The 19,215-nt window shown below is 61.1% G+C and carries 19 protein-coding genes, 1 tRNA gene and 1 pseudogene; 14 read left to right on the top strand and 7 right to left on the bottom strand.

Features of this window, described 5'->3' with window-relative positions; all coding sequences use genetic code 11:
- Nucleotides 1-24 precede the first annotated feature (24 nt).
- On the bottom strand, nucleotides 25-972 hold the full coding sequence (locus IB269_RS17145) for a YgfZ/GcvT domain-containing protein (protein ID WP_192367781.1): 948 nt from the start codon (nucleotides 970-972) through the stop codon (nucleotides 25-27).
- 46 nt (nucleotides 973-1,018) lie between these two features.
- Here IB269_RS17145 and mltG point away from each other — a divergent pair, with 46 nt between their 5' ends.
- The 6 genes from mltG (at nucleotide 1,019) to IB269_RS17115 (ending at nucleotide 5,956) form a co-directional block, all read left to right on the top strand.
- Nucleotides 1,019-2,032, top strand: coding sequence for an endolytic transglycosylase MltG (mltG, locus tag IB269_RS17140; protein WP_080736847.1), 1,014 nt, complete (start codon nucleotides 1,019-1,021; stop codon nucleotides 2,030-2,032).
- Nucleotides 2,033-2,089: 57 nt separating this feature from the next.
- Entirely contained in the window at nucleotides 2,090-2,776 is a 687-nt protein-coding gene (gene tmk, locus IB269_RS17135) for a dTMP kinase (RefSeq protein ID WP_012205226.1), read from the top strand.
- A complete protein-coding gene (locus tag IB269_RS17130; RefSeq protein ID WP_192367780.1) occupies nucleotides 2,773-3,822 on the top strand; it encodes a DNA polymerase III subunit delta' in 1,050 nt (349 codons plus the stop codon). Before tmk ends, IB269_RS17130 begins: the two co-directional genes overlap by 4 nt.
- A 144-nt stretch (nucleotides 3,823-3,966) precedes the next feature.
- The gene (locus IB269_RS17125; protein ID WP_012205228.1) at nucleotides 3,967-4,326 is read left to right on the top strand and encodes a PilZ domain-containing protein; all 360 of its coding nucleotides are present in this window, start codon (nucleotides 3,967-3,969) and stop codon (nucleotides 4,324-4,326) included.
- 83 nt (nucleotides 4,327-4,409) lie between these two features.
- Nucleotides 4,410-5,222, top strand: a complete 813-nt coding sequence (locus IB269_RS17120) for a TatD family hydrolase (protein WP_192367779.1) — start codon at nucleotides 4,410-4,412, stop codon at nucleotides 5,220-5,222.
- Nucleotides 5,213-5,956 (top strand): ankyrin repeat domain-containing protein, encoded by a 744-nt coding sequence (locus IB269_RS17115; RefSeq protein WP_123691280.1) that lies wholly within the window; start codon nucleotides 5,213-5,215, stop codon nucleotides 5,954-5,956. The genes IB269_RS17120 and IB269_RS17115 overlap by 10 nt, the downstream gene beginning before the upstream one ends.
- 45 nt (nucleotides 5,957-6,001) lie before the next feature.
- Here IB269_RS17115 and msbA read toward each other — a convergent pair whose 3' ends face one another.
- A complete protein-coding gene (msbA, locus tag IB269_RS17110; protein WP_034392846.1) occupies nucleotides 6,002-7,819 on the bottom strand; it encodes a lipid A export permease/ATP-binding protein MsbA in 1,818 nt (605 codons plus the stop codon).
- A gap of 189 nt (nucleotides 7,820-8,008) precedes the next feature.
- On the opposite strand from msbA, the gene tolB reads away from it, so the two are divergent.
- From tolB to IB269_RS17085, 5 genes are all read left to right on the top strand, one after another.
- Complete coding sequence (tolB, locus tag IB269_RS17105) at nucleotides 8,009-9,328, top strand: Tol-Pal system beta propeller repeat protein TolB (RefSeq protein WP_013802697.1); 1,320 nt, start codon at nucleotides 8,009-8,011, stop codon at nucleotides 9,326-9,328.
- 77 nt (nucleotides 9,329-9,405) lie between these two features.
- Complete coding sequence (gene pal, locus IB269_RS17100) at nucleotides 9,406-9,948, top strand: peptidoglycan-associated lipoprotein Pal (RefSeq protein WP_013802696.1); 543 nt, start codon at nucleotides 9,406-9,408, stop codon at nucleotides 9,946-9,948.
- On the top strand, nucleotides 9,948-10,730 hold the full coding sequence (gene ybgF, locus IB269_RS17095) for a tol-pal system protein YbgF (RefSeq protein WP_012205234.1): 783 nt from the start codon (nucleotides 9,948-9,950) through the stop codon (nucleotides 10,728-10,730). The genes pal and ybgF overlap by 1 nt, the downstream gene beginning before the upstream one ends.
- Entirely contained in the window at nucleotides 10,730-11,557 is an 828-nt protein-coding gene (locus IB269_RS17090; protein ID WP_099733872.1) for a ThiF family adenylyltransferase, read from the top strand. Before ybgF ends, IB269_RS17090 begins: the two co-directional genes overlap by 1 nt.
- Before the next feature lie 68 nt (nucleotides 11,558-11,625).
- Nucleotides 11,626-11,701 (top strand) — tRNA-Lys (locus IB269_RS17085).
- A 115-nt stretch (nucleotides 11,702-11,816) separates the two neighbouring features.
- Here IB269_RS17085 and IB269_RS17080 read toward each other — a convergent pair.
- The 4 genes and pseudogenes from IB269_RS17080 to IB269_RS17070 form a co-directional block, all read right to left on the bottom strand.
- Nucleotides 11,817-12,308 carry a tyrosine-type recombinase/integrase gene (locus tag IB269_RS17080; protein ID WP_225614227.1) on the bottom strand — a complete coding sequence of 164 codons (492 nt, stop codon included), beginning with the start codon at nucleotides 12,306-12,308 and terminating at the stop codon, nucleotides 11,817-11,819.
- 554 nt (nucleotides 12,309-12,862) lie between these two features.
- Nucleotides 12,863-13,075, bottom strand: a complete 213-nt coding sequence (locus tag IB269_RS17075) for a hypothetical protein (RefSeq protein ID WP_192367777.1) — start codon at nucleotides 13,073-13,075, stop codon at nucleotides 12,863-12,865.
- A 2,267-nt stretch (nucleotides 13,076-15,342) separates the two neighbouring features.
- Nucleotides 15,343-15,461 (bottom strand): annotated as a pseudogene (locus IB269_RS29100) (VIT family protein); the annotation flags it as partial.
- A 119-nt stretch (nucleotides 15,462-15,580) separates the two neighbouring features.
- The gene (locus tag IB269_RS17070; RefSeq protein WP_192367776.1) at nucleotides 15,581-16,267 is read right to left on the bottom strand and encodes a PRC-barrel domain-containing protein; all 687 of its coding nucleotides are present in this window, start codon (nucleotides 16,265-16,267) and stop codon (nucleotides 15,581-15,583) included.
- A 230-nt stretch (nucleotides 16,268-16,497) separates the two neighbouring features.
- Here IB269_RS17070 and IB269_RS17065 point away from each other — a divergent pair, with 230 nt between their 5' ends.
- The gene (locus IB269_RS17065; RefSeq protein WP_192367775.1) at nucleotides 16,498-17,148 is read left to right on the top strand and encodes a BON domain-containing protein; all 651 of its coding nucleotides are present in this window, start codon (nucleotides 16,498-16,500) and stop codon (nucleotides 17,146-17,148) included.
- A gap of 446 nt (nucleotides 17,149-17,594) precedes the next feature.
- Entirely contained in the window at nucleotides 17,595-17,891 is a 297-nt protein-coding gene (locus IB269_RS17060; RefSeq protein WP_225614168.1) for a hypothetical protein, read from the top strand.
- A gap of 380 nt (nucleotides 17,892-18,271) precedes the next feature.
- Here the strand turns inward: IB269_RS17060 and IB269_RS17055 are convergent, their stop codons facing one another.
- A complete protein-coding gene (locus tag IB269_RS17055; RefSeq protein ID WP_192367774.1) occupies nucleotides 18,272-18,424 on the bottom strand; it encodes a hypothetical protein in 153 nt (50 codons plus the stop codon).
- Between the two features lie 188 nt (nucleotides 18,425-18,612).
- Between IB269_RS17055 and IB269_RS17050 the strand changes: the two genes are divergently transcribed.
- Nucleotides 18,613-18,891 carry a hypothetical protein gene (locus IB269_RS17050; protein WP_192367773.1) on the top strand — a complete coding sequence of 93 codons (279 nt, stop codon included), beginning with the start codon at nucleotides 18,613-18,615 and terminating at the stop codon, nucleotides 18,889-18,891.
- Nucleotides 18,892-19,215 lie beyond the last annotated feature (324 nt).

Below are 19,215 nucleotides of genomic sequence, written 5' to 3'. Positions count from 1 at the left end.
CTCAGGCGGTGCAAGGCTCAAATCTCAGATGTCCTCGCGCAACGCGTAGGGCAGGGGCTTGAGCTGCAGCGCCACGGCCTGTGCGGCATCGGCGCGCTGGCCTTCGCCCAGTGCGGCGTGGGCCAGCAAGGGCTGGTCGGCCGAGCTGGTCTGCATGGAGACGATGGCGTCCCAGCCGCCGCCGGGCGCCGGGGCGGCCTGGACCACGGTGCCGGTGGCCTGCTCCAGGTCCTCGGGCGTGAAGACCTCCATGCCGGTGGCCAGCGGCTGCTGCGCATGGGCGATGTAGGCACGGCGCTTGAGCGTGCCCCGGAACTGGCTGCGGGCCACCACCTCCTGGCCTGGGTAGCAGCCCTTCTTGAAGTTCACGCCTTCCACCGATTCGTAGTTGAGCATCTGCGGCACAAAGGCATCCACCACAGGCGCCGACAGCGTGGCAATGCCGCTGGCGACTTCGCTCCAGAGCCAGTCGGCCTCGCTGAGTGCAGGGCCTTCGGGCAGGGGCGCGCCCACGGGCGCCACGCGCAGGGCGCGCGGCTGGCCGGCGGCCGGGTACAGGGCGATCAGGCTGGCGTCGCCGTCATCGGTCTTGGTCCACGGCACGGCTGCCGGGCCCAGGGCCTGCGCGGCGGCATCGCCAGCCAGCCCGTGCAGCGTGAATTCGTCCGTGGCGTCGCTGAGCTTGCACTTGGCGCGCAGCACGAACATGGACAGGCGCTTGAGCGTGGGCGCCAGCAGGCTGCGGTCGCACAGCAGCAGGATCTCGTCCTTGCTGCGCTTGAAGCCGATGAAGCTGGCCAGCATGCGGCCCTTGGCCGTGCAGAACGCTGCCAGACGCGCATGCTGCAGATCCAGCAGCGCGAAGTCGTTGGTCAGCTGTCCATGCAGGAACTGGGCGGCGTCTTCGCCGAGGGCGCGTATCACGCCGAGATGGGAAACGGAAGCAATGCCGTTCAGTAAAGGCTGGGTCATGGCTGAATTATGATCAGCCGCTCTATTGCTTGCTTGGACCGAGGTTGTGCGCTTTATCTTTCGCGCTTTGATGATGTTGCTGGTGCTGGCCGCCGTGCTGGCCGGTGCCGGCTGGTGGTGGCTGAACCAGCCGCTGCCGCTGGCCCAGCCCACGCTGGAGCTGGAGGTCGAGCCCGGCACCACGCCGCGTGGCGTGGCCCGCGAAGTGGTCAAGGCCGGCGTGCAGACCGATGCGCGGCTGCTGTACGCCTGGTTCCGCGTCTCGGGGCAGGACCGGCAGATCAAGGCCGGCAACTATGAGCTGACCACGGGCCTGACTCCCTATGTGCTGCTGCAAAAACTCGCGCGCGGCGAGGAATCGCTCAAGGCCCTGACCCTGGTGGAAGGCTGGAACTGGCGCCAAGTGCGCGCTGCCCTGGCCCGCGAGGAATTCCTGCGCCAGGAAAGCGCAGGCATGGACGACGCTGCCCTCATGCAGGCCCTGGGCCGCGCGGGCGTGGCACCCGAGGGCCGCTTCTTCCCCGATACCTATACCTATGCCAAGGGCAGCTCCGACCTGGCCGTGCTGCGCCGCGCCCTGCACGCCATGGACCGGCGCCTGGCCGATGTCTGGGCGCTGCGCTCGGCCGACACGCCGCTCAAGACGCCCGACGAAGCGCTGATCCTGGCCAGCATCGTCGAGAAGGAAACCGGCCGCGCGGCCGACCGCGCACAGATTGCCGGTGTCTTCAGCAACCGCCTGCGCATCGGCATGCTGCTGCAGACCGATCCCACCGTGATCTACGGCCTGGGCGAGAAATTCGACGGCAACCTGCGCCGCCGCGACCTGCAGACCGATACTCCCTGGAACACCTACACCCGCGCGGGCCTGCCGCCCACGCCCATCGCCATGCCCGGCAAGGCCGCCCTCATGGCCGCCGTGCAGCCCGGACAGACCAAGGCGCTGTACTTTGTGGCGCGTGGCGACGGCACCAGCCATTTCAGCGCATCGCTGGACGAGCACAACCGCGCCGTGAACCGCTACCAGCGCGGCCAGCAAAGCCCTGGGCAAAAGCCCTGAGATATTCCCCCAGGGCTGCTGCTCTTTGCGCAGCGCTTGCGTATCCTCTCTTTCCATATGACCACTGCAACTCCCGCCGGCCTGTTCATCAGCTTCGAAGGCATCGATGGCGCCGGCAAGTCCTCGCACATCGCGTCGCTGGCCCAGGCTTTCCGTGACCAGGGCCGCACGGTGACGCTCACCCGCGAGCCCGGCGGCACGCCGCTGGCCGAAAAGCTGCGCGCGCTGATGCTGCACGACGCCATGGACCCGCTGACCGAGGCCCTGATCGCCTTTGCCGCGCGACGCGACCACCTGGTGCAGGTGATCGAGCCCGCGCTGGCGCGCGGCGAAGTCGTGCTCTGCGACCGCTTCACCGACGCCACCTTTGCCTACCAGGGTGCGGGCCGGGGCTTCGACCTGCAGCCGCTGGCCACGCTGGAGCGCATGGTGCAGACGGGCACCGCCCCCCAGCCCGATCTGCTGCGCGAGCCCCACCTGACGCTCTGGTTCGACCTGCCCGCCGAGGTGGCCGCCGAGCGCCTGGCCTCGGCCCGTGTCCCGGACCGCTTCGAGTCCGAGCCCGGCAGCTTTTTCGCACGCGTGGCCCAGGGCTATGCGGCGCGCGCTGCCGCCGCGCCCCAGCGCTTTGCGCGCATCGACTCCAACGCCAGCCGGCATGCGGTCTGGCAGCAGATCACCCAGGTCATGGTGCGCCGGGGCTGGCTGGCCATCATGGTCGGCGGACAGGCAGGTGCGGCATGAGCGAGGCCCTGCCACAACCGGCCGAGACCGACACCGCCTGGATCGCCGGGCAACGCACGCGCCTGCTGGCCCAGCGCGGCCACGCCTGGCTGCTGCAGGGGCCTTCCGGCCTGGGCCAGTACGCGCTGTCGCTGTCGCTGGTGCGCGCCTGGCTGTGCGAATCGCCGTCGCCCCAGGGGGCCTGCGGCCACTGCGGCAGCTGCCACGCCATCGACGTGCGCGCCCATGCCGACCTGTGCGTGCTCATGCCCGAGGTGCAGATGATGGCGCTGGGCTGGCCACTGCCCGAGAAGGCCCAGGCCGATATCGACGACAAGAAACGCAAGCCCAGCAAGGAAATCCGTGTCGAGGCCATGCGCGACGCCGTGGAGTTCTGCCAGCGCACCAGCGCGCGCGGGCGCGGCAAGGCCGTGCTGGTCTACCCGGCCGAGCAGATGAACGCCATCACGGCCAATGCGCTGCTCAAGACGCTGGAGGAGCCGCCGGGCGATGCCCGCTTCGTGCTGGCCAGCGAGGCGGCCCACCAGCTGCTGCCCACCATCCGCAGCCGTTGCCTGACCCACACCATGGCCTGGCCCGATCAGCGAGAGGCCCTGGACTGGCTGCAGGGGCAGGGCGTGGCCCCGGAAGCGGCCGACGTGGCGCTGCGCGCCGCAGGCGGGCGGCCCGGCGACGCGCTGGCATTGGCGCACAGCGGTGGCGGCAAGGACATGGCCGCATGGTCCCAGTTGCCGCGCGCGCTGGCCAAGGGCGATGTGGCGGCCCTGGCCGCCTATGCTCCGCCCCATGCCGTGGAGGCCTTGCAGAAGATCTGCCACGACCTGATGGCCCTGGCCGCAGGCGCCGCGCCGCGCTACTTCACGCCGGCCGACCTGCCTTCGCGGCCGCTGGACATGGGCCTGCTGGCCGAGTGGTCACGCGCCCTGGCCCAGGCTGCGCGCACGGCGGACCATCCCTTCAACGCCGGACTCATGACCGAGGCCCTGGCCGCCGAGGCCCGGCGCGTTCTCATGTCCGGCCAGCCCGCCCGCCAACGCCGGGGATGAGGCGCGGGGAGCGGGGCGTGGCGGCAGTGCAGCAGCGCGGCTGGGTGCTTTTCGCCACATGAAAGCCCGTCCTGTTAACCTACGGCCCTGGGCCCGGTGCCGATCGCGCCGGCCGCTCACCGAACCAATGTCTGCAAACCATCCATGAGCACCGCACCCACCACACCCCGTCCCAGCGTGATGCAACTGGCGATCAAGGAAAAGGCCGCGCTGTACGCCGCCTACATTCCCATGTTCGCCGAAGGGGGCGTTTTCGTGCCCACGCAGCGTGAGTACCGTCTTGGCGATGATGTCTACGTGCTGCTGACCCTGCCCGACGAGCCGCAGCGCTATCCCGTGGCCGGCCGCGTGGCGTGGATCACGCCCGCGCGCGCCTCGGGCAACCGCACGCAGGGCATAGGCATACAGTTCCCCAAGGACGAGAAGTCCGCCGAGCTCAAGGCCAAGATCGAGAACATCCTGGGCTCGGCCTTGGCATCGGACAAGGCCACGCAGACGGTCTGAGTCCTGCGCCTGCCTCTGCCCGCATGCCGACATGGAGGAAATGCTCTCCGGTCGGCATGCCTGTTTCTGAACCACGAGATTCCATGTTTACCGATTCCCACTGCCATCTGAATTTTCCCGAGCTGCAAAGCCGCCTGCCCGAGATCCGCGAGGCCATGGCGGCCGCGCGCGTCACGCGTGCGCTGTGCATCTGCACCACGATGGAGGAATTCGGCGATGTGCACCAGCTGGCGCTGGACCACGACAATTTCTGGGCCACGGTGGGCGTGCACCCCGATACGGAACACATGACCGAGCCCAGCGTGGCCGACCTGGTCGAGCGCGCCGCCCTGGCACGCGTGGTGGCCATCGGCGAAACGGGACTGGACTACTACGGCATGGAAGACCGCAAGGGCGGGCGCACCATTGCCGACCTGGAATGGCAGCGCGAGCGCTTTCGCGTGCACATCCGCGCGGCGCGCCAGACACAAAAGCCCTTGATCATCCACACGCGCAGCGCCTCTGATGACACGCTGGCCATCCTGCGCGAAGAAGGCGAGGACGGCTCGGCAGGCCAGGCTGGCGGCGTGTTCCACTGCTTCACCGAAACCATGGAGGTCGCGCGTGCGGCGCTGGACCTGGGCTACTACATCTCCATGTCAGGCATCGTCACTTTCAAGAACGCCCAGCACCTGCGCGACGTGGCCGCCTTCGTGCCGGCCGACCGCCTGCTGATCGAGACCGACAGCCCCTACCTGGCGCCCGTTCCCTATCGCGGCAAGACCAACAATCCGTCGTATGTGCCGTACGTGGCCCAGCAGATTGCGCAGGTGCGCGGCATGGCCGTGGAGGACGTGGCGGCCCTGACCAGTGCCAACTTCGACCAGCTGTTCAAGGGGGTTGTCGCATGCGACTGAATGCTGCGGCCGGTGGCCGCGTGGGCATGGGCGTGGACGTGCACCGGCGCCACTGGCTGGCCCAGGCCGGCCAGGCCGTGGTGGCCCTGGCCGCAGCCAGCGGCGGGCTGGCGCATGCCAGCCAGTACGACGATTACGTGCGCGCCATCATCAGCGACAACGAGCGCGCCATGGTCAACCTGATCTTTCGCGGCTTCGACCCCAATACCCGCGACACGCGCGGCCGCCCGGGCCTGGTAGCGGCCCTGCACCAGGGCTCGCTGGGCGTGTTCGATGTGCTGCTCAAATCCCCGGGCATCAAGGTCAACGAAGCCTCCCAGCAGGGCGAAACGCCGCTGATGATGGCCTGCATCAAAGGCCACCTGGACCTGGCCAAGGAACTCATACGCCGGGGCGCCGATGTCAACCGCCCCGGCTGGACGCCGCTGCACTACGCCACCTCGGCCGACCTGCCCAAGACGCTGGACATCGTCAAGCTGCTGCTGGACAACAGCGCCTACATCGACGCCGACTCGCCCAACGGCACCACCCCGCTGATGCTGGCCGCCCAATACAGCAGCGAAGCCGTGGTGGACCTGCTGATCAAGGAGGGCGCCGACGTCGTCCTTCGCAACCAGCGCGGCTTCACCGCAGCCGACTTTGCCCGGCAGGTGGACCGCCAATACATGGTGGACAAGCTCACCAAGGCCATCAAGGCCGAGCGCAAGACCCAGCCTTCGCGCGGAAGCTGGTAGCAGAAAGCCAGGCGAGTGGCACTGCCGGTGCCGCCGCTGTCCAGCTCAGGTTGTGTGATTCCTGCTCAATCGGGCGTACAGGCCGTCCCGCGCCAGCAGCTCGGCATGCGTTCCCTGCTCGGCAATGCGGCCGCGCTCCATCACCACCACGCGGTCGGCATGCTCGATGGTCGAGAGCCGGTGGGCGATGACCAGGGTCGTGCGGCCCTGCATCAGCCGCGTCAGCGCCTCCTGCACCAGGCGCTCGGATTCGTTGTCCAGGGCCGAGGTGGCCTCGTCCAGGATCAGGATGGGCGCATCCTTGTACAGCGCCCGTGCAATCGCCAGCCGCTGGCGCTGGCCCCCCGACAGCTGGCTGGCGTTGTGGCCCACCACCGTCTGCAGACCATTGGACAGGCCGCGCACGTGGGTGCCCAGATTGGCTGCATCCAGCGCGGCCCATAGCTGGGCCTCGTCTTCCACCCCGCCCAGCGCCACGTTGGCGGCAATGGTGTCGTTGAACATCACCACGTCCTGGCTGACCATGGCGAACTGCTGGCGCAGCGCGGCCAGATCCCATTCGGGCAAGGGCGTTCCGTCCAGTAGCAACTGGCCGCCGGTGGGCTGCAAAAAGCGTGGCAGCAGGTTCACCAGCGTGGTCTTGCCCGCGCCGGAGGGGCCGACCAGGGCCACCACCTCGCCCGGGCGCACGCGCAGGTCCACATGGCTCAGGGCGGGTGCCTTGTCCTCACCAAACTGCACGGACACGTCGCGCAACTCGATCTCGCCGCGCGCCTTGCCGGGCACCTGCGTGCCGCCGGTCTCGTCGCCCGAGCCCTCCAGCAGATGCAGGCCCCGCTCCAGCGCCGCCACGCCACGCGTGATGGGGTTGGCCACATCGGCCAGGCGGCGGATAGGGGCAATCAGCATCAGCATGGCCGTGATGAAGGCCGCAAAGCTGCCCACCGTCACATCCTGCACATTGGCCGCAGCAGCGCCCGTGCCCCGGCTTTGCCACAGCGCAATGCAGATCACGGCCGACAGGGCGGCGGCGGCCAGCAACTGGGTCAGCGGCGTCATGGCCGCCGAGGCGATGGTGGCCTTGATGGCCAGCTTGCGCAGCTGCCCGCTCAGGCCGCCAAAGCGCTTTTGCTGGCCCTGTTGCGCGCCATGCAAGCGCACCATGCGGTGGGCCAGAACGTTCTCTTCCACCACATAGGCCAGGGAATCGGTGGCCTCCTGGCTGATCTTGGTGATGCGGTACAGGCGGCGCGACAGCGTCTTCATGATCCAGGCCACGCCCGGCACCACGGCCGCCACCACCAGCGTCAGCTGCCAGTTCAGATACAGCAGGTAGCCCAGCAGCGCCACCAGCGTGAAACCGTCGCGCGAGATGCCCAGCATGGCCTGCACCAGCAGCGTGGAGCCGGTCTGCACCTCATAGACCACGGTGTTGGACAGCGATGAGGCCGACTGGCGCGAGAACAGCGCCATATCGGCGGCCAGCAGCCGCTCGAACAGGCGCTTGCGCAGCGCTAGCATGCCCTCGTTGGCAATGCGCGCCAGCGCGTACTGGCCCACGAACTGCGACAGGCCCCGCACCAGGAACACGCCGATGATGGCCAGCGGCACCGACCACAGTGGCAGCGTGCCGTCGGTGAAGCCGCTGTCCAGCAGCGGCTGCAGCAGGGCAGGGATCAATGGCTCGGTGACCGCGCCCACCAGCGTGGCAGCCACGGCCAGCGTCCAGGCCAGGCGCTGGCCACCAAAGTAGGGTGACAGGCGCTTGAGGCGCTGCGACAGGGTCAGGGTGCTGGCGAGATCAAGGGCCGCCGGTGCGGCGGACGGCGCAGGGGCCGGCGGCGGTGAGGATGGTGCTTGCATGAAGCGCGGATTTTACGGCGGGCTTGCCTGTGGCTGCCTCATGGGGAACTGATGCGGCTGCCGGGGATCGAGAAAGCCTGGGCCGACAGACCCTACAGTGCACGTTCTTACATCGTGACGCATCCAGTGTGTGTAACATTCGCACCTGTGCAAGTACCGGGGTCTTCCCGTAGATATTGATGAATGCCAATGACTATTGACCGACTCCTTTCTCCCTCCTCCCTGGCGGCCGTGCCGCGCACTTCGCGCCGAACCCTGCTGGCCGCTCTCGCCTCAACCCCCGCAATTCCCGCGCTGGCCCAGTTCCGCGTCGAAGTGACGGGCGTGGGCCTGACCCAGTTGCCCATCGCCATTGCAGCATTCAAGGGAGAAGGGCAGGCGCCCCAGAAGATCTCGGCCATCATCCAGGCTGACCTGGAGCGCAGCGGTCAATTCCGCGCAGTGGACACGGCCGGCGTCCAGCTGGACGAGACCTCGCGGCCCGACGTTGCCATGTGGCGCCAAAAGAGCGCTGACTCGCTGGCCGTGGGCAGCATCACGCGCCTGGCCGATGGCCGCTACGATGTGCGCTTTCGCCTCTGGGACGTGGTCAAGGGCCAGGACCTGGGGGGCCAGGGCTTTGCCGTCACCACCGGCGACCTGCGCCTGGTGGCCCACCGCATCTCCGACTACATCTACGAAAAACTCACGGGCGAGAAGGGCGTGTTCTCCACGCGCATCGCCTATGTGACCAAGGCGGGCAGCAACTACCGCCTGTGGGTGGCCGATGCCGATGGCGAGAACGCCCAGTCGGCCCTGTCCAGCCCGGAACCCATCATCTCGCCTGCCTGGTCGCCCACCGGCACCCAACTGGCCTACGTGTCCTTCGAGTCGCGCAAGCCCGTGGTCTATGTGCACGATGTGGCCAGTGGCCGCCGCCGCCTGGTTGCCAACTTCCGGGGCTCCAACAGCGCACCGGCCTGGTCGCCTGACGGCAACTCCCTGGCCGTCACGCTCAGCCGCGACGGCGGCTCCCAGCTGTACCTGATCAGCGCCCAGGGCGGCGAGCCGCGCCGACTGATGCAAAGCAGCGGCATCGACACCGAGCCGAACTTCTCCAGCGATGGCCGCTCCATCTACTTCGTCAGCGACCGTGGCGGCGCCCCGCAGATCTACAAGGTGCCGGCCTCGGGCGGTAGCGCGGAACGCGTCACCTTCACCGGCAACTACAACATCTCGCCCAGCGTCAGCCCCGATGGAAAGTGGCTTGCCTACGTCTCGCGCGTGGGCGGCGGCTTCAAGCTCCACGTCATGGACCTGGGCACCGGCACCGTGAATGCCATCACCGACACCACGGCCGACGAAAGCCCCAGCTTCGCTCCGAACAGCCGCCTGATCGTCTACGCCACCCTGCAGCAGGGACGCGAATCCCTGATGACCACCACGCTCGACGGCAAGATCAAGGCGCGGCTGGCAGGGCAGGGCGGTGACATCCGCGAGCCCGACTGGGGTCCGTTCCAGCGCCAGTGACAGCCGGCTTCCTCGATTTCTTTTCAGTCAACCAGTCAACTCAGCACGAAGTCCACCCGGACATACGGAGATTTTTCATGATCACCATCAAACGACTTTCCCTGGCACTTGCAGTCACCGCACTCATGGCAGGTTGCAGCTCAGGCGTCAAACTTGACGAAACCCCGGTCACCGACGCGGGCGCCACCAGCACGGGCCAGGGCAGCGGCGCCGGCACCGGCAGCACCTCGCAAAGCGGCATCTCGGGCGTGGACCTGACCGGCTCGGCCGCCGACAAGGCAGGTCCCCAGGGCGTCAGCCGCGTCGTCTACTTCGACTTCGACAGCTACGTCGTCAAGGCCGACGCCCAGCCTCAGATCGAAGCCCACGCACGCTTCCTGAAGGCATCTTCCGCTCGCAAGGTCCAGATCGAAGGCCACACCGACGAGCGCGGCGGCCGCGAATACAACCTGGCCCTGGGCCAAAAGCGTGCCGAAGCCGTGCGCCGCTCGCTGGGCCTGCTGGGCGTCAGCGATGCGCAAATGGAAGCCGTGAGCTACGGCAAGGAAAAGCCTGCCTCCGAAGGCCATTCCGAAGACGCCTACGCGCAAAACCGCCGCGCTGAACTGTCCTACCGTTGATGAACATGCAGCGCTCCCCGATCCTGCATCGCACCGCGCTGCGCACGCTGCTGGCGGCCGGCCTGATGGCCGGCTACGCCGCCAGCGGCCATGCCGCACTGTTCGGCGATGACGAGGCGCGCCGCGCCATCCTGGAAATGCGCCAGCGCGTCGACAGCATGCAGCAGTCGCAGCAGCGCATGACCGAGGAAAGCTCGCAAACGCGCCGTGGCCTGCTCGAACTGCAGTCGCAGATCGAGCAGCTCAAGTCCGAGCAAGCCAAGCTGCGCGGCCAGAACGAGCAGCTGCTGCGCGATGTGGCCGAGCTGCAGCGCGGCCAGCGCGACATCGCCAAGGGCGTGGACGAGCGCCTGCGCCAGTTCGAGCCCGTCACGGTGACGGTGGACGGCCAGGAATTCGCAGCCGACCCGGCAGAGAAGCGCGACTTCGAAGCCGCCCTGGCGCAGTTCCGCGCAGGCAGCTTTGCTGAAGCCGGCACGGCGTTCTCGTCCTTCCTGAACCAGTGGCCCAAGAGCGGCTATGTGCCCTCGGCACGCTTTTGGCTGGGCAATGCGCAGTACGCCAATCGCAACTACAAGGACGCGATCACCAACTTCCGCGCGCTGCTGGCAGCAGCCCCTATGCACGGCCGGGCGCCGGAGGCGGCACTGTCCATCGCCAACTGCCAGATCGAGATGAAGGACACCAAGGGCGCGCGCAAGACGCTGGAAGACCTGATCAAGGCCTATCCCAACGCCGAAGCCACGGCTGCGGCCAAGAACCGTCTCGCCAGCCTCAAGTGATGAACGACACGGCTTCTTCATCCCTTCCGGAAGAAGACAAGACAGCGCCTGAAGCAGGCGCTGTTTTTTCTGATGCCGACCTGCAGCGCCGCTTCGGCGGCCTGGAGCGCCTGTATGGCGTGCCGGGCGCCGCTCGCATTCGCGCCGCGCACGTCGTCGTGGTGGGCATCGGCGGCGTGGGCTCCTGGACTGCCGAGGCGCTGGCGCGCAGCGGTGTGGGCGAGCTCACCCTGATCGACATGGACCATGTCGCCGAGTCCAACATCAACCGCCAGATCCACGCGCTCTCCACCACGGTGGGCCAGGCCAAGATCGAAGCCATGCGCGAGCGCATCGCCCAGATCAACCCCGCCTGCCGCGTGCACTGCATCGACGACTTCGTTGACCCGGACAACTGGCTGCGCCTGCTGCCCCCGGGCGCCGACGCCGTCATCGACGCCTGCGACCAGGTCAAGGCCAAGACCGCCATGGCAGCCCATGCGCGCGCCACGCGGCAATGCTTCATCTCCGTGGGTGCAGCGGGCGGCAAGCGCCTGGCTCACAAGGTCGATATCGATGACCTCAGCGCCACCACGCACGACCCGCTGCTGGCCCAACTGCGCTACCGCCTGCGCCGCGAGCACGGCGCACCCAAGGAAGGCAAGCGCATCGGCATCGCCTGCGTCTTCAGCCGCGAGGCCGTCGCCCCGCCCGATGCCTCTTGCGCCATCGAAGGCGACGGCACGCTCAACTGCCACGGCTACGGCTCGGTAGTGGCCGTCACCGCCACCTTCGGTCAGTGCGCCGCAGGCTGGGTCATCGATCAACTGAGCCGCACCAAGAATTGAAGCGTAAATTTTGGTGCTAGAATCTATGTCTTCGCTAAGCAGCATCTGATGCATGCAAAGCGTGGTTCGGGTCTTTAGCTCAGTCGGTAGAGCAGCGGACTTTTAATCCGTTGGTCGCGAGTTCGAATCTCGCAGGACCCACCAAAGAACACAAGGCTCCGTAGCAATACGGGGCCTTTTTTCTTTGCTATCGAAGAAGTAGCAAAACGGAACAGAGATTTGCGGCCCGTGTTCCGCAATTCTGGGCGTGTTCCACAATTCACCGCACGGGCTTCACCTTCTTGCCCACCTTGTGGCGGATGTACTGCGCTGTCATGCCCTCCGTTGTATGCCCCAGCAGCGCCTGGGCATGGCGTATCCCGCCGTCGTCATCCACAGTGGTGGCGGCCGTGGCGCGCAGGTCCCGAAACTGGAATTGCGCCTTGGGAATGCCTGCGGCATCCCGAGCGGCGTCGAAGCGGTCGCGGAGCATGTTCTTTGTCAGCGGCTGACCCGCCTCGTTCACAAGCAGCTGCGCGGTGTCTGCTTTGACCTGGGCTTTGTACGCCTGGATCTTGGCCAGCAGCTCCTGAAGTGCGCCTGTTACCTCGATGCGCAGCTTGGCTGTCTTGCCCTGGCGGACGTGGAGCATGCCGCCGGCGATGTGGTCGGTGCTCATGCGAAGCACGTCGGCCGGGCGCTGGCCAGTGAGGAGCGCCAAGTGGACAGCGAACCGCAGGGATACTGCGGCCTTCTCCAACAGCCGAGCCATCAGGTCGTCGCCGACTACGACATCCCGCCCATCCTCCCGGAAGCCTCGCATGCCTGCGCAGGGGTTGGAGGCCTTCGTGAGGCCCTGTTCCCGAGCAAAGTTCCACATGTGCGAGAACAGGGACTTCTCCCGATTGGCGCGCACCTGGCCGATGGAATCCCGAATCGTCTGAGCCGGTAGTCCAACTTGCCTAAGGGCGCAATGCGGGGGAGTAACTTGGCTCATGCTGGTCCAGAACACAGAAAGCCAGCTCTGTGGCTGGCTTTTTGAAGAAGGAGAGATCAGGACAGCGCACTTCACGCGCTGTGCTCACGCACGGAAAAAAAGCCACTGTTGAGTGGCTTTGATCTGGTTAACGAAGGTTTGCCTAGCTAAGCATCTCGATTTATTTGCTTTTCTTCTTCATAGATCCTTCGTTCCTCTCTGGATAAAGGGTCATTCTTTCTTTTGCTATCAAGTGCTTCTATCTGAACTCCTGGAGAAAAGATACTCTTGACGGAATCCCAAAAGACTTCCCATGGGGTGCGAGGTTGTGAAAGCATATTAAACTCCAATTATCTTCCGTTGAGGTAGGGAGGAGGTGTGTCCCGCAGTTCAGCAGAATCCAAATTTATAGTAAATTCTGTGTCCCAATCGCTGATTTTTTTCTTGCGTGGTGGGGTAGGCGTGCGGAAATAGTCATCGTTAGATACAGCATGACTATCAACATCTGGAAAAGAATATTTATTTGATCGGCTAAATGAACCTTTTGTGTCTTTGACTTTCATGTGGACCTCCGGTCCTGTGTGTTGACCGAAAATGACCAACTTTTTTCACACTACTCTGATTTCCAGCGGAAAACCGTTTGGGTAACAACAATTACCTATATGTAGAAGCGGATCAGGGCAGCGAAGCCCGTCGCGAGAGGGCGCGTCTCGCGCCCCGCATCCATGCCCTCAGGAAATGTCAGGAACTGCTCGCGGTCTTTGCAAACGATCCATCTCGGGGGCTGTTATGAAGGAAAAAGACCCCTGGCAGTCTCGCATCCAGGGGCTTGGGGAGCCCTAGACTTGGCGCGCACCCCTTTGAGTGGTGTATGGGCCGGTCGTTGCTTAACTGTTGGCCGTTCTTATAAGAAGCTGCTTCCGGACCTTGCGGTATCTCCAGGCCGCAGGCAGGCTTGGCTGCGCGAGAAGGTACCAAGACAGCGTGCTGCACGCGCTGCGCTCATGCTTCTCGATATGTGTACGCGGATGTAATACAGCTTCCAAAGGAACAAAGATAGGCGCCGAATGAAACTGCTCATTGGCAATTTCGTTTCCTCCAGAGGCGTTCCTTAATTTGAAATTCGGGAGAAAATGTTATGGATCAAAGAATAAGTGAGCCCGAGCTAGGGGCATTGCACGTTTGGCATGCAAGCATGGTGCTGCTGGCACGCCGTGGCGAGATGCTTGGAATTTCTGTATATGAAGCGCCTGCGATCGCAAGTCTAGCCGCACGCTGTGAGTCCCCATATCACATGCTAGTGATAGCGGTAGACGATCCTTGGGATGTGTCCACCCAAAATCGCATTCGCGCGAGCCTTAGCAGGTTTACGGCATAGGCTCGTCTGCGTTTAAAACACTCAGACTCTCGCCGTTTTGTCGTATAAATGACATGTTGCCAAAAAATTCCCTTTTCTGGTGCATGCAATAACCACAATGCTTGTGATAGATGTGAAATGGCTAATGGGCCTAGATGTTGAATTGCATTTTTCTTACAGCGCTCACCAGTACAGAAGCTCATGCTGTGTTAATGACCACACCTAGTAAAAAATCCCCTGGCCAAGTGCCCACATCCTCTTCTCGTAACAGGTTTTCCACGCGCAGGACACTCTACATCGGCATCGCTGTGGTAGTTGTTGCTCTTCTGGTTACGCTTGTTCCCTGGTAGATGATCACGGCTGCTTTTGCGAGCTGTACGTAACAGCCTTGCGGGGAAGTGCGATCCCAAAAAGGCCTCTATGAAGAGGTTTAGGGGAGCGATTATAAAAACAGAGTGGTTCAGATGGCTGAAAAAGAGCCCGCATTCAGCGGGCTTTTCTACAATTGTCATTATATCGGTCTGTGATATTTATCCTCGCGTCCCTCTATATGTGCATTGTGCCTATTGATGTGTTCATGCTGAGAAGATGCTTGGCTGTACGACGGGGCGTTGAGATTGTCTTGAAGCTCTTCTTCGTATATTAATATATCTTCTTTAGACAAGGGGTAATCTTGCTCAGTGGTTTCCATGGGATCTAGGTGAGCTTTGGGAGTAAATACGGTTTTTATAGAATCCCAGAATTTTTCAAAAGGGGTACGAGGGAGTAAGAACATATTGCTCTCCAGTGCGCAAACCATTTAGAGCGGGCGGGCATATCTGTCGTTCGCGCAATACGGCAGATTTAAGAGCGACCAGAGATGCTGTATTCCACCAGCTGCGCATTATTTTGTGCGGTGGATCAGGCGTGTGGGAGTAATCATCTCTTGATACGGAATGGCTATCAACATCAGGTAGCGAAAAACTTTCGATGTGGATGGTTGAATCAGATTTTTTTCTTAATTTCATGTGAACCTCCGGTTTGGATCGTTGGTCAAAGATGACTAACTTTTCACACTACTCTGATTTGCGCGGTAAAACCGTTTGCGTAACAATAATTACCTATATGTAGTAGCGTTTCATGGCGTCGAAGGACATTAGAAGAGGGCGCAAGGCACTCCCTGTGCTTCTGGCTATCAGTAAATTATCAGGAAACTCTCACGGTGTTTACCTGTTCGCGTTTGTCTGGGACATATGCAGTCTGTAGCGTTTGTCGGAACTTTCGAAGGTCCGAGATCTTCTTGTCCAGAGCCTTCGCTGCGCCATGAGCCCTGGCCAGCGGCACATCTGCCAACACTCCATCAGCATCCTCTCCGCGCTGAAACCCGGGCTTTGAACTCGTTCTCGCTGATGTGGATCCGCTTGAGGTTCTCGTGGTAGGCGTTGCTCTGGCCGTTGGCGCCGCGCGTGTTCCCGTAGAGGCGACCTGCCAGAACACGACAAGGCTCGCCGTCGAGATGATGCCGTCGTTGGTGCCCAGCACTGCAGCGCGCAGCCAACCTACGTGAGCGGTTCATGGCGCTCAGGATACGTTCGATAGTGGAATGACTTCATAGGCATCTTTTCGTCAACGCGAGGAGCGCCAAGCAGTATGCAGCAGCGTGTTGTCGTGTGGTATGTAGTGATTATTTTCATGGCTTCTCTAATGTGGAATAAATTTCCATTAAGCTTTATCAGCCTTCGGATAATGCCATGGATTTTTTTATTCGATCGATCGCCGCAACTACGCCCGCCTCAAAGTCTCTCCAGTTTTTTACGCCAGAGTGACGCATTTCATTCATCTTCTCATCTGCGGATTTAATCTCGGTGTGCATTCTATTAATGTGCATCTGAATATTTACTTTGGCATCGGAGCTTGCCAAGTCATATTTCTTCTCAAGCTCTGATACCGCTGCCTTCCCTTTGGATATCTCCTTTCCGGCATTTGCTAAGAACTGCTCGCGAACCATTGCCTCGTTGGTGTAGGTGAATGCTGGCATGTCCTTCACACTTTGTCTTGTAGCCCCCATGATAATCAGTTTTCCTGATATTTCATTAATCTCACGGATTGGAATGGCCACATCATGTTGTCCTATTCCGACAAACCCTCCTGCACTCACGATGGCATAAGTCACGTTCTTGTCAGGTGAAATAATAAGATCATCTACTCTGCCAACTTTTCCCCCAGTGTCGTTAAATATAAATTTCCCTATCAGTGATTTCTTTGCGCTCCATCCCACGGCGGCGCTGGTGGCTTGGGAGGTCTTAACATCCATTGTGGTAGTTGATCCTGCAATTTGTGCCCTTGCTGTTGCAGCAGAAGCTAGGACAGCGGCTAATGCCAGAACGGCAAGAAAATGGTGTGAATGTTGATTTTTCATGATGAGGTTCTCCAAAACGTACCACATCGGGTGTTGGATGTTTGGTGTACGTTTTATCGCTTTTATACTTATCAAGTAGCTCTGTCTGTACGCGAACGTACAGTGGTTTTTTAACCCTAACACCCTTGATGCAGAAATTTCTCTGGAAATATTTCAAGTGTGTGCTGGCGCACAGACATGATTTTATGTTGGACATATTATTCTGATTGTTGAATCATCTAGGATTTACCATGAAAACTGACACACAATTACAGCAAGATGTAATGGCGGAGTTGAAGTGGGAGCCTTCTGTGCACGCATCCCAGATTGGGGTAGAGGTCAAGGATGGAGCTGTCACTTTGGCTGGAGAGGTCAGTAGCTATTTGGAAAAATGGGGAGCTGAAAGGGCCGTGCAACGTGTGGTAGGTGTTAGAGCCTTGGCGATCGACATGACTGTCAAGTTGTCGCAAATGGGAAAGAGGACTGATACCGATATCGCGGCATCCGCGCGAAACGTGCTTAGCTGGACGAATTCGGTTCCTATCGACACCGTTCAGGTCCTTGTAGAAGATGGTTGGATTACCTTGTCTGGGGAAGTGGTTTGGAACTATCAGCGTAGCGATGCTGCCGACAGAGTGCGCCTCTTGCCGGGAGTGCGCGGTGTGAGCAACCAAATTTCCATCAAACCCAGGGCTTCAGCCATCGTCGTAAAGTCAGAAATCGAGGATGCCATCAAGCGTCGTGCGACTTCTGATACGAAAACGATTGTTGTTGATGTCACGGGTGGCGATGTGACGTTAACAGGGACCGTCGGTAGTTGGACGGAGCGTGATCTCGTAGTTCATTCTGCCTGGGGAAGCCCGGGTGTCCGCCAGGTATTTGACAGGATGACCATCATCTGACAATTTTGGCGAAGGCCGTAGGCTTGAATCGTTGTCGCCAATTCATAGCCATTGTCGTCGTGCCTACCTGAAGCGGATGTCTGATGAATCAGAAAGGATCTGAGCCATGACCGAAACCTGTCCAAAGTATGCAGAAATAGGGTGAAAGAGGCATGATTTCGAAAACACCAGAGGCGTGGATGATTGAGAATGTGTTTTCTTTTTGTCTATTTCAGTGGAACGGATTTCTAATCTGTTGGTCGCAAGTTCAAATCTCGAAGGACCCAACAACAAAAACTCGGAAGCCGCGCTATTGTAAAAGTAGCGCGGCTTCGTTTTGTCCCCAATTGAGGAATAGAGGTCTGGGCTGCTGCCGGTTTCATCTTCCACCTTAACAAGAGGTCATCAAAACCGGCAGCAGCTCACAACGTCAACCACATGTCCAGCACTTTTTTGGAGTAGAAAACATGAAAAATTCCATCCAAGCTCCCTGTCCTCTGTGCAGCCTGACCAGTACAGCCTACTTGGAAAACTATGCCAAGTGGACGCATTTTGTGTGTCCCTGTTGTCGTGAGTTCAAAGTGAACAAGCTGGTCATTAACATGTTGCGTGCTGAATCTGTTGATGTTCGTGAGCGGCTGTCACAGGAGGCTCGGGCGTTAACGGGGAGCAACTATCTTCATATCGCTGCAGCTGAGGGCAAGTCATTGCAACCCAAGGGGCTGACTCCTTGGCGCGCAGAGGTGCGGCAGCGGCCGGTTTAATGTTCAGCCGTCCGGTCCATGCCCAGGGCTTGTCCAGAGCGCGATACGGGTGAACACTGGAGCCATGCTTCATCTACCCACTCGGCCCTGCAGGTCAGACCTCCTAGAAGATCCTTCACGTCGTTTCTAGCTTTCTCCGCGTATCCTTCGCCGATATGGCCCAGCTTTATTAATGTCTCCAGCATAGATAAGGCCCCTGCATTCCATGCTTCCGAAACGGTTAGGGTTGTGCGTATCTCATCTGGTAGAGCTTTTGCCCAGTCATCGAATTTCATATACGTGCCTTGTCTCCGGTGTTCATGCGGTGACTTTCAATGCGGCTTGCCTGCTCGCTGAAGAAAAAAGGGCCTGTTGGCCCTTTGGATTTTTATCCAGCAGATTTATTGCTGAGCCTGTTCTTGCTCAGTCCGCTTTTTTTGCTGCTCGGGCGCGTGCGATCCCTCTTTCAGAGGTCGGCTTTGCTCCTGCTGCGAGGGTTGCGGCTTGTTGCCTTGTTGCTGGTTGTTGCCAGGGGTATTTTGAAAAACGGCCATGAAGAGCTCCTTGGTTATCAAAAGCCAAGATCGGCTCCTGAGGTCTAACGATGTTCCTTTTCCTGATTTTCTGCTGTAGTCAAATAGGCCAATGATTATTTAATGTGTAAGCAGCGTGCCGAAAGGCTTTTATTTTTTAGGGTAAAACTGGACCTTAATAGGTTTCTGGTTTTATATAATATGTAGAAATGACGTTCGATCAGATCGCAATTGCCCTGCTGGGGTCCCTGGCAGCTTGGCTCTCCCAAGCCCGGGGAAAGAGCTGGCGCAAATGGGCGCCGGTGTTCGGAATGCTGGGGCAGCCGTTCTGGTTTTATGCCAGCTGGCAGGCCGAGCAGTGGGGCATCTTCGCCGTGTCGATCATCTATGCTGGCGCGTGGGCCCGGGAGCTGTGGGTCTACTGGATCTCGCCGCGGCGTGAGCATGGCACGGAGCCCATTCAACTGGTCCCCCGCCGCAAGCCATGATCTATGCCCTGCTGGGTTAGACCAAAGTGGAGATTTCTGACACCGGCGATGCGCTGATAGTGGAGGGTTCAGGCAGGCGGTGTGCTATGACCAAAACCTGCCCAAAGTAGGCTGAAATAGGGTGAAAAAGGCATGATTTCGAAAACACCAGATGAGTGGCTATCGTTGCAAGTGATTGATACGAAAGGTATTTTCTCTTATGCCTATTTCGATAGATCTGACTTTTAATCCGTTGGTCGCGAGTTCGAATCTCTCAGGACCCACCAAAGAACACAAGGCCCCGTACCAATACGGGGCCTTTTTTCTTTGCTATCGAAGAAGTAG

The sequence above is a fragment of the Delftia sp. DLF01 genome, assembly GCF_014852125.1.
In the GTDB taxonomy this organism is placed as follows: Bacteria; Pseudomonadota; Gammaproteobacteria; order Burkholderiales; family Burkholderiaceae_C; genus Comamonas; species Comamonas acidovorans.
Note: the sequence above shows the minus strand (reverse complement) of the source record. Positions and strands in the feature narration are given on the sequence as shown.

Coding starts and splice junctions, on each gene's coding strand:
- IB269_RS17145 (WP_192367781.1), bottom strand. CDS start 972: ATGACCCAGCCTTTACTGAACGGCATTGCTTCCGTTTCCCATCTCGGC.
- tmk (WP_012205226.1), top strand. CDS start 2,090: ATGACCACTGCAACTCCCGCCGGCCTGTTCATCAGCTTCGAAGGCATC.
- IB269_RS17130 (WP_192367780.1), top strand. CDS start 2,773: ATGAGCGAGGCCCTGCCACAACCGGCCGAGACCGACACCGCCTGGATC.
- IB269_RS17125 (WP_012205228.1), top strand. CDS start 3,967: ATGAGCACCGCACCCACCACACCCCGTCCCAGCGTGATGCAACTGGCG.
- IB269_RS17120 (WP_192367779.1), top strand. CDS start 4,410: ATGTTTACCGATTCCCACTGCCATCTGAATTTTCCCGAGCTGCAAAGC.
- IB269_RS17115 (WP_123691280.1), top strand. CDS start 5,213: ATGCGACTGAATGCTGCGGCCGGTGGCCGCGTGGGCATGGGCGTGGAC.
- msbA (WP_034392846.1), bottom strand. CDS start 7,819: ATGCAAGCACCATCCTCACCGCCGCCGGCCCCTGCGCCGTCCGCCGCA.
- tolB (WP_013802697.1), top strand. CDS start 8,009: ATGACTATTGACCGACTCCTTTCTCCCTCCTCCCTGGCGGCCGTGCCG.
- pal (WP_013802696.1), top strand. CDS start 9,406: ATGATCACCATCAAACGACTTTCCCTGGCACTTGCAGTCACCGCACTC.
- ybgF (WP_012205234.1), top strand. CDS start 9,948: ATGAACATGCAGCGCTCCCCGATCCTGCATCGCACCGCGCTGCGCACG.
- IB269_RS17090 (WP_099733872.1), top strand. CDS start 10,730: ATGAACGACACGGCTTCTTCATCCCTTCCGGAAGAAGACAAGACAGCG.
- IB269_RS17080 (WP_225614227.1), bottom strand. CDS start 12,308: ATGGCTCGGCTGTTGGAGAAGGCCGCAGTATCCCTGCGGTTCGCTGTC.
- IB269_RS17075 (WP_192367777.1), bottom strand. CDS start 13,075: ATGAAAGTCAAAGACACAAAAGGTTCATTTAGCCGATCAAATAAATAT.
- IB269_RS17070 (WP_192367776.1), bottom strand. CDS start 16,267: ATGAAAAATCAACATTCACACCATTTTCTTGCCGTTCTGGCATTAGCC.
- IB269_RS17065 (WP_192367775.1), top strand. CDS start 16,498: ATGAAAACTGACACACAATTACAGCAAGATGTAATGGCGGAGTTGAAG.
- IB269_RS17060 (WP_225614168.1), top strand. CDS start 17,595: ATGAAAAATTCCATCCAAGCTCCCTGTCCTCTGTGCAGCCTGACCAGT.
- IB269_RS17055 (WP_192367774.1), bottom strand. CDS start 18,424: ATGGCCGTTTTTCAAAATACCCCTGGCAACAACCAGCAACAAGGCAAC.
- IB269_RS17050 (WP_192367773.1), top strand. CDS start 18,613: ATGACGTTCGATCAGATCGCAATTGCCCTGCTGGGGTCCCTGGCAGCT.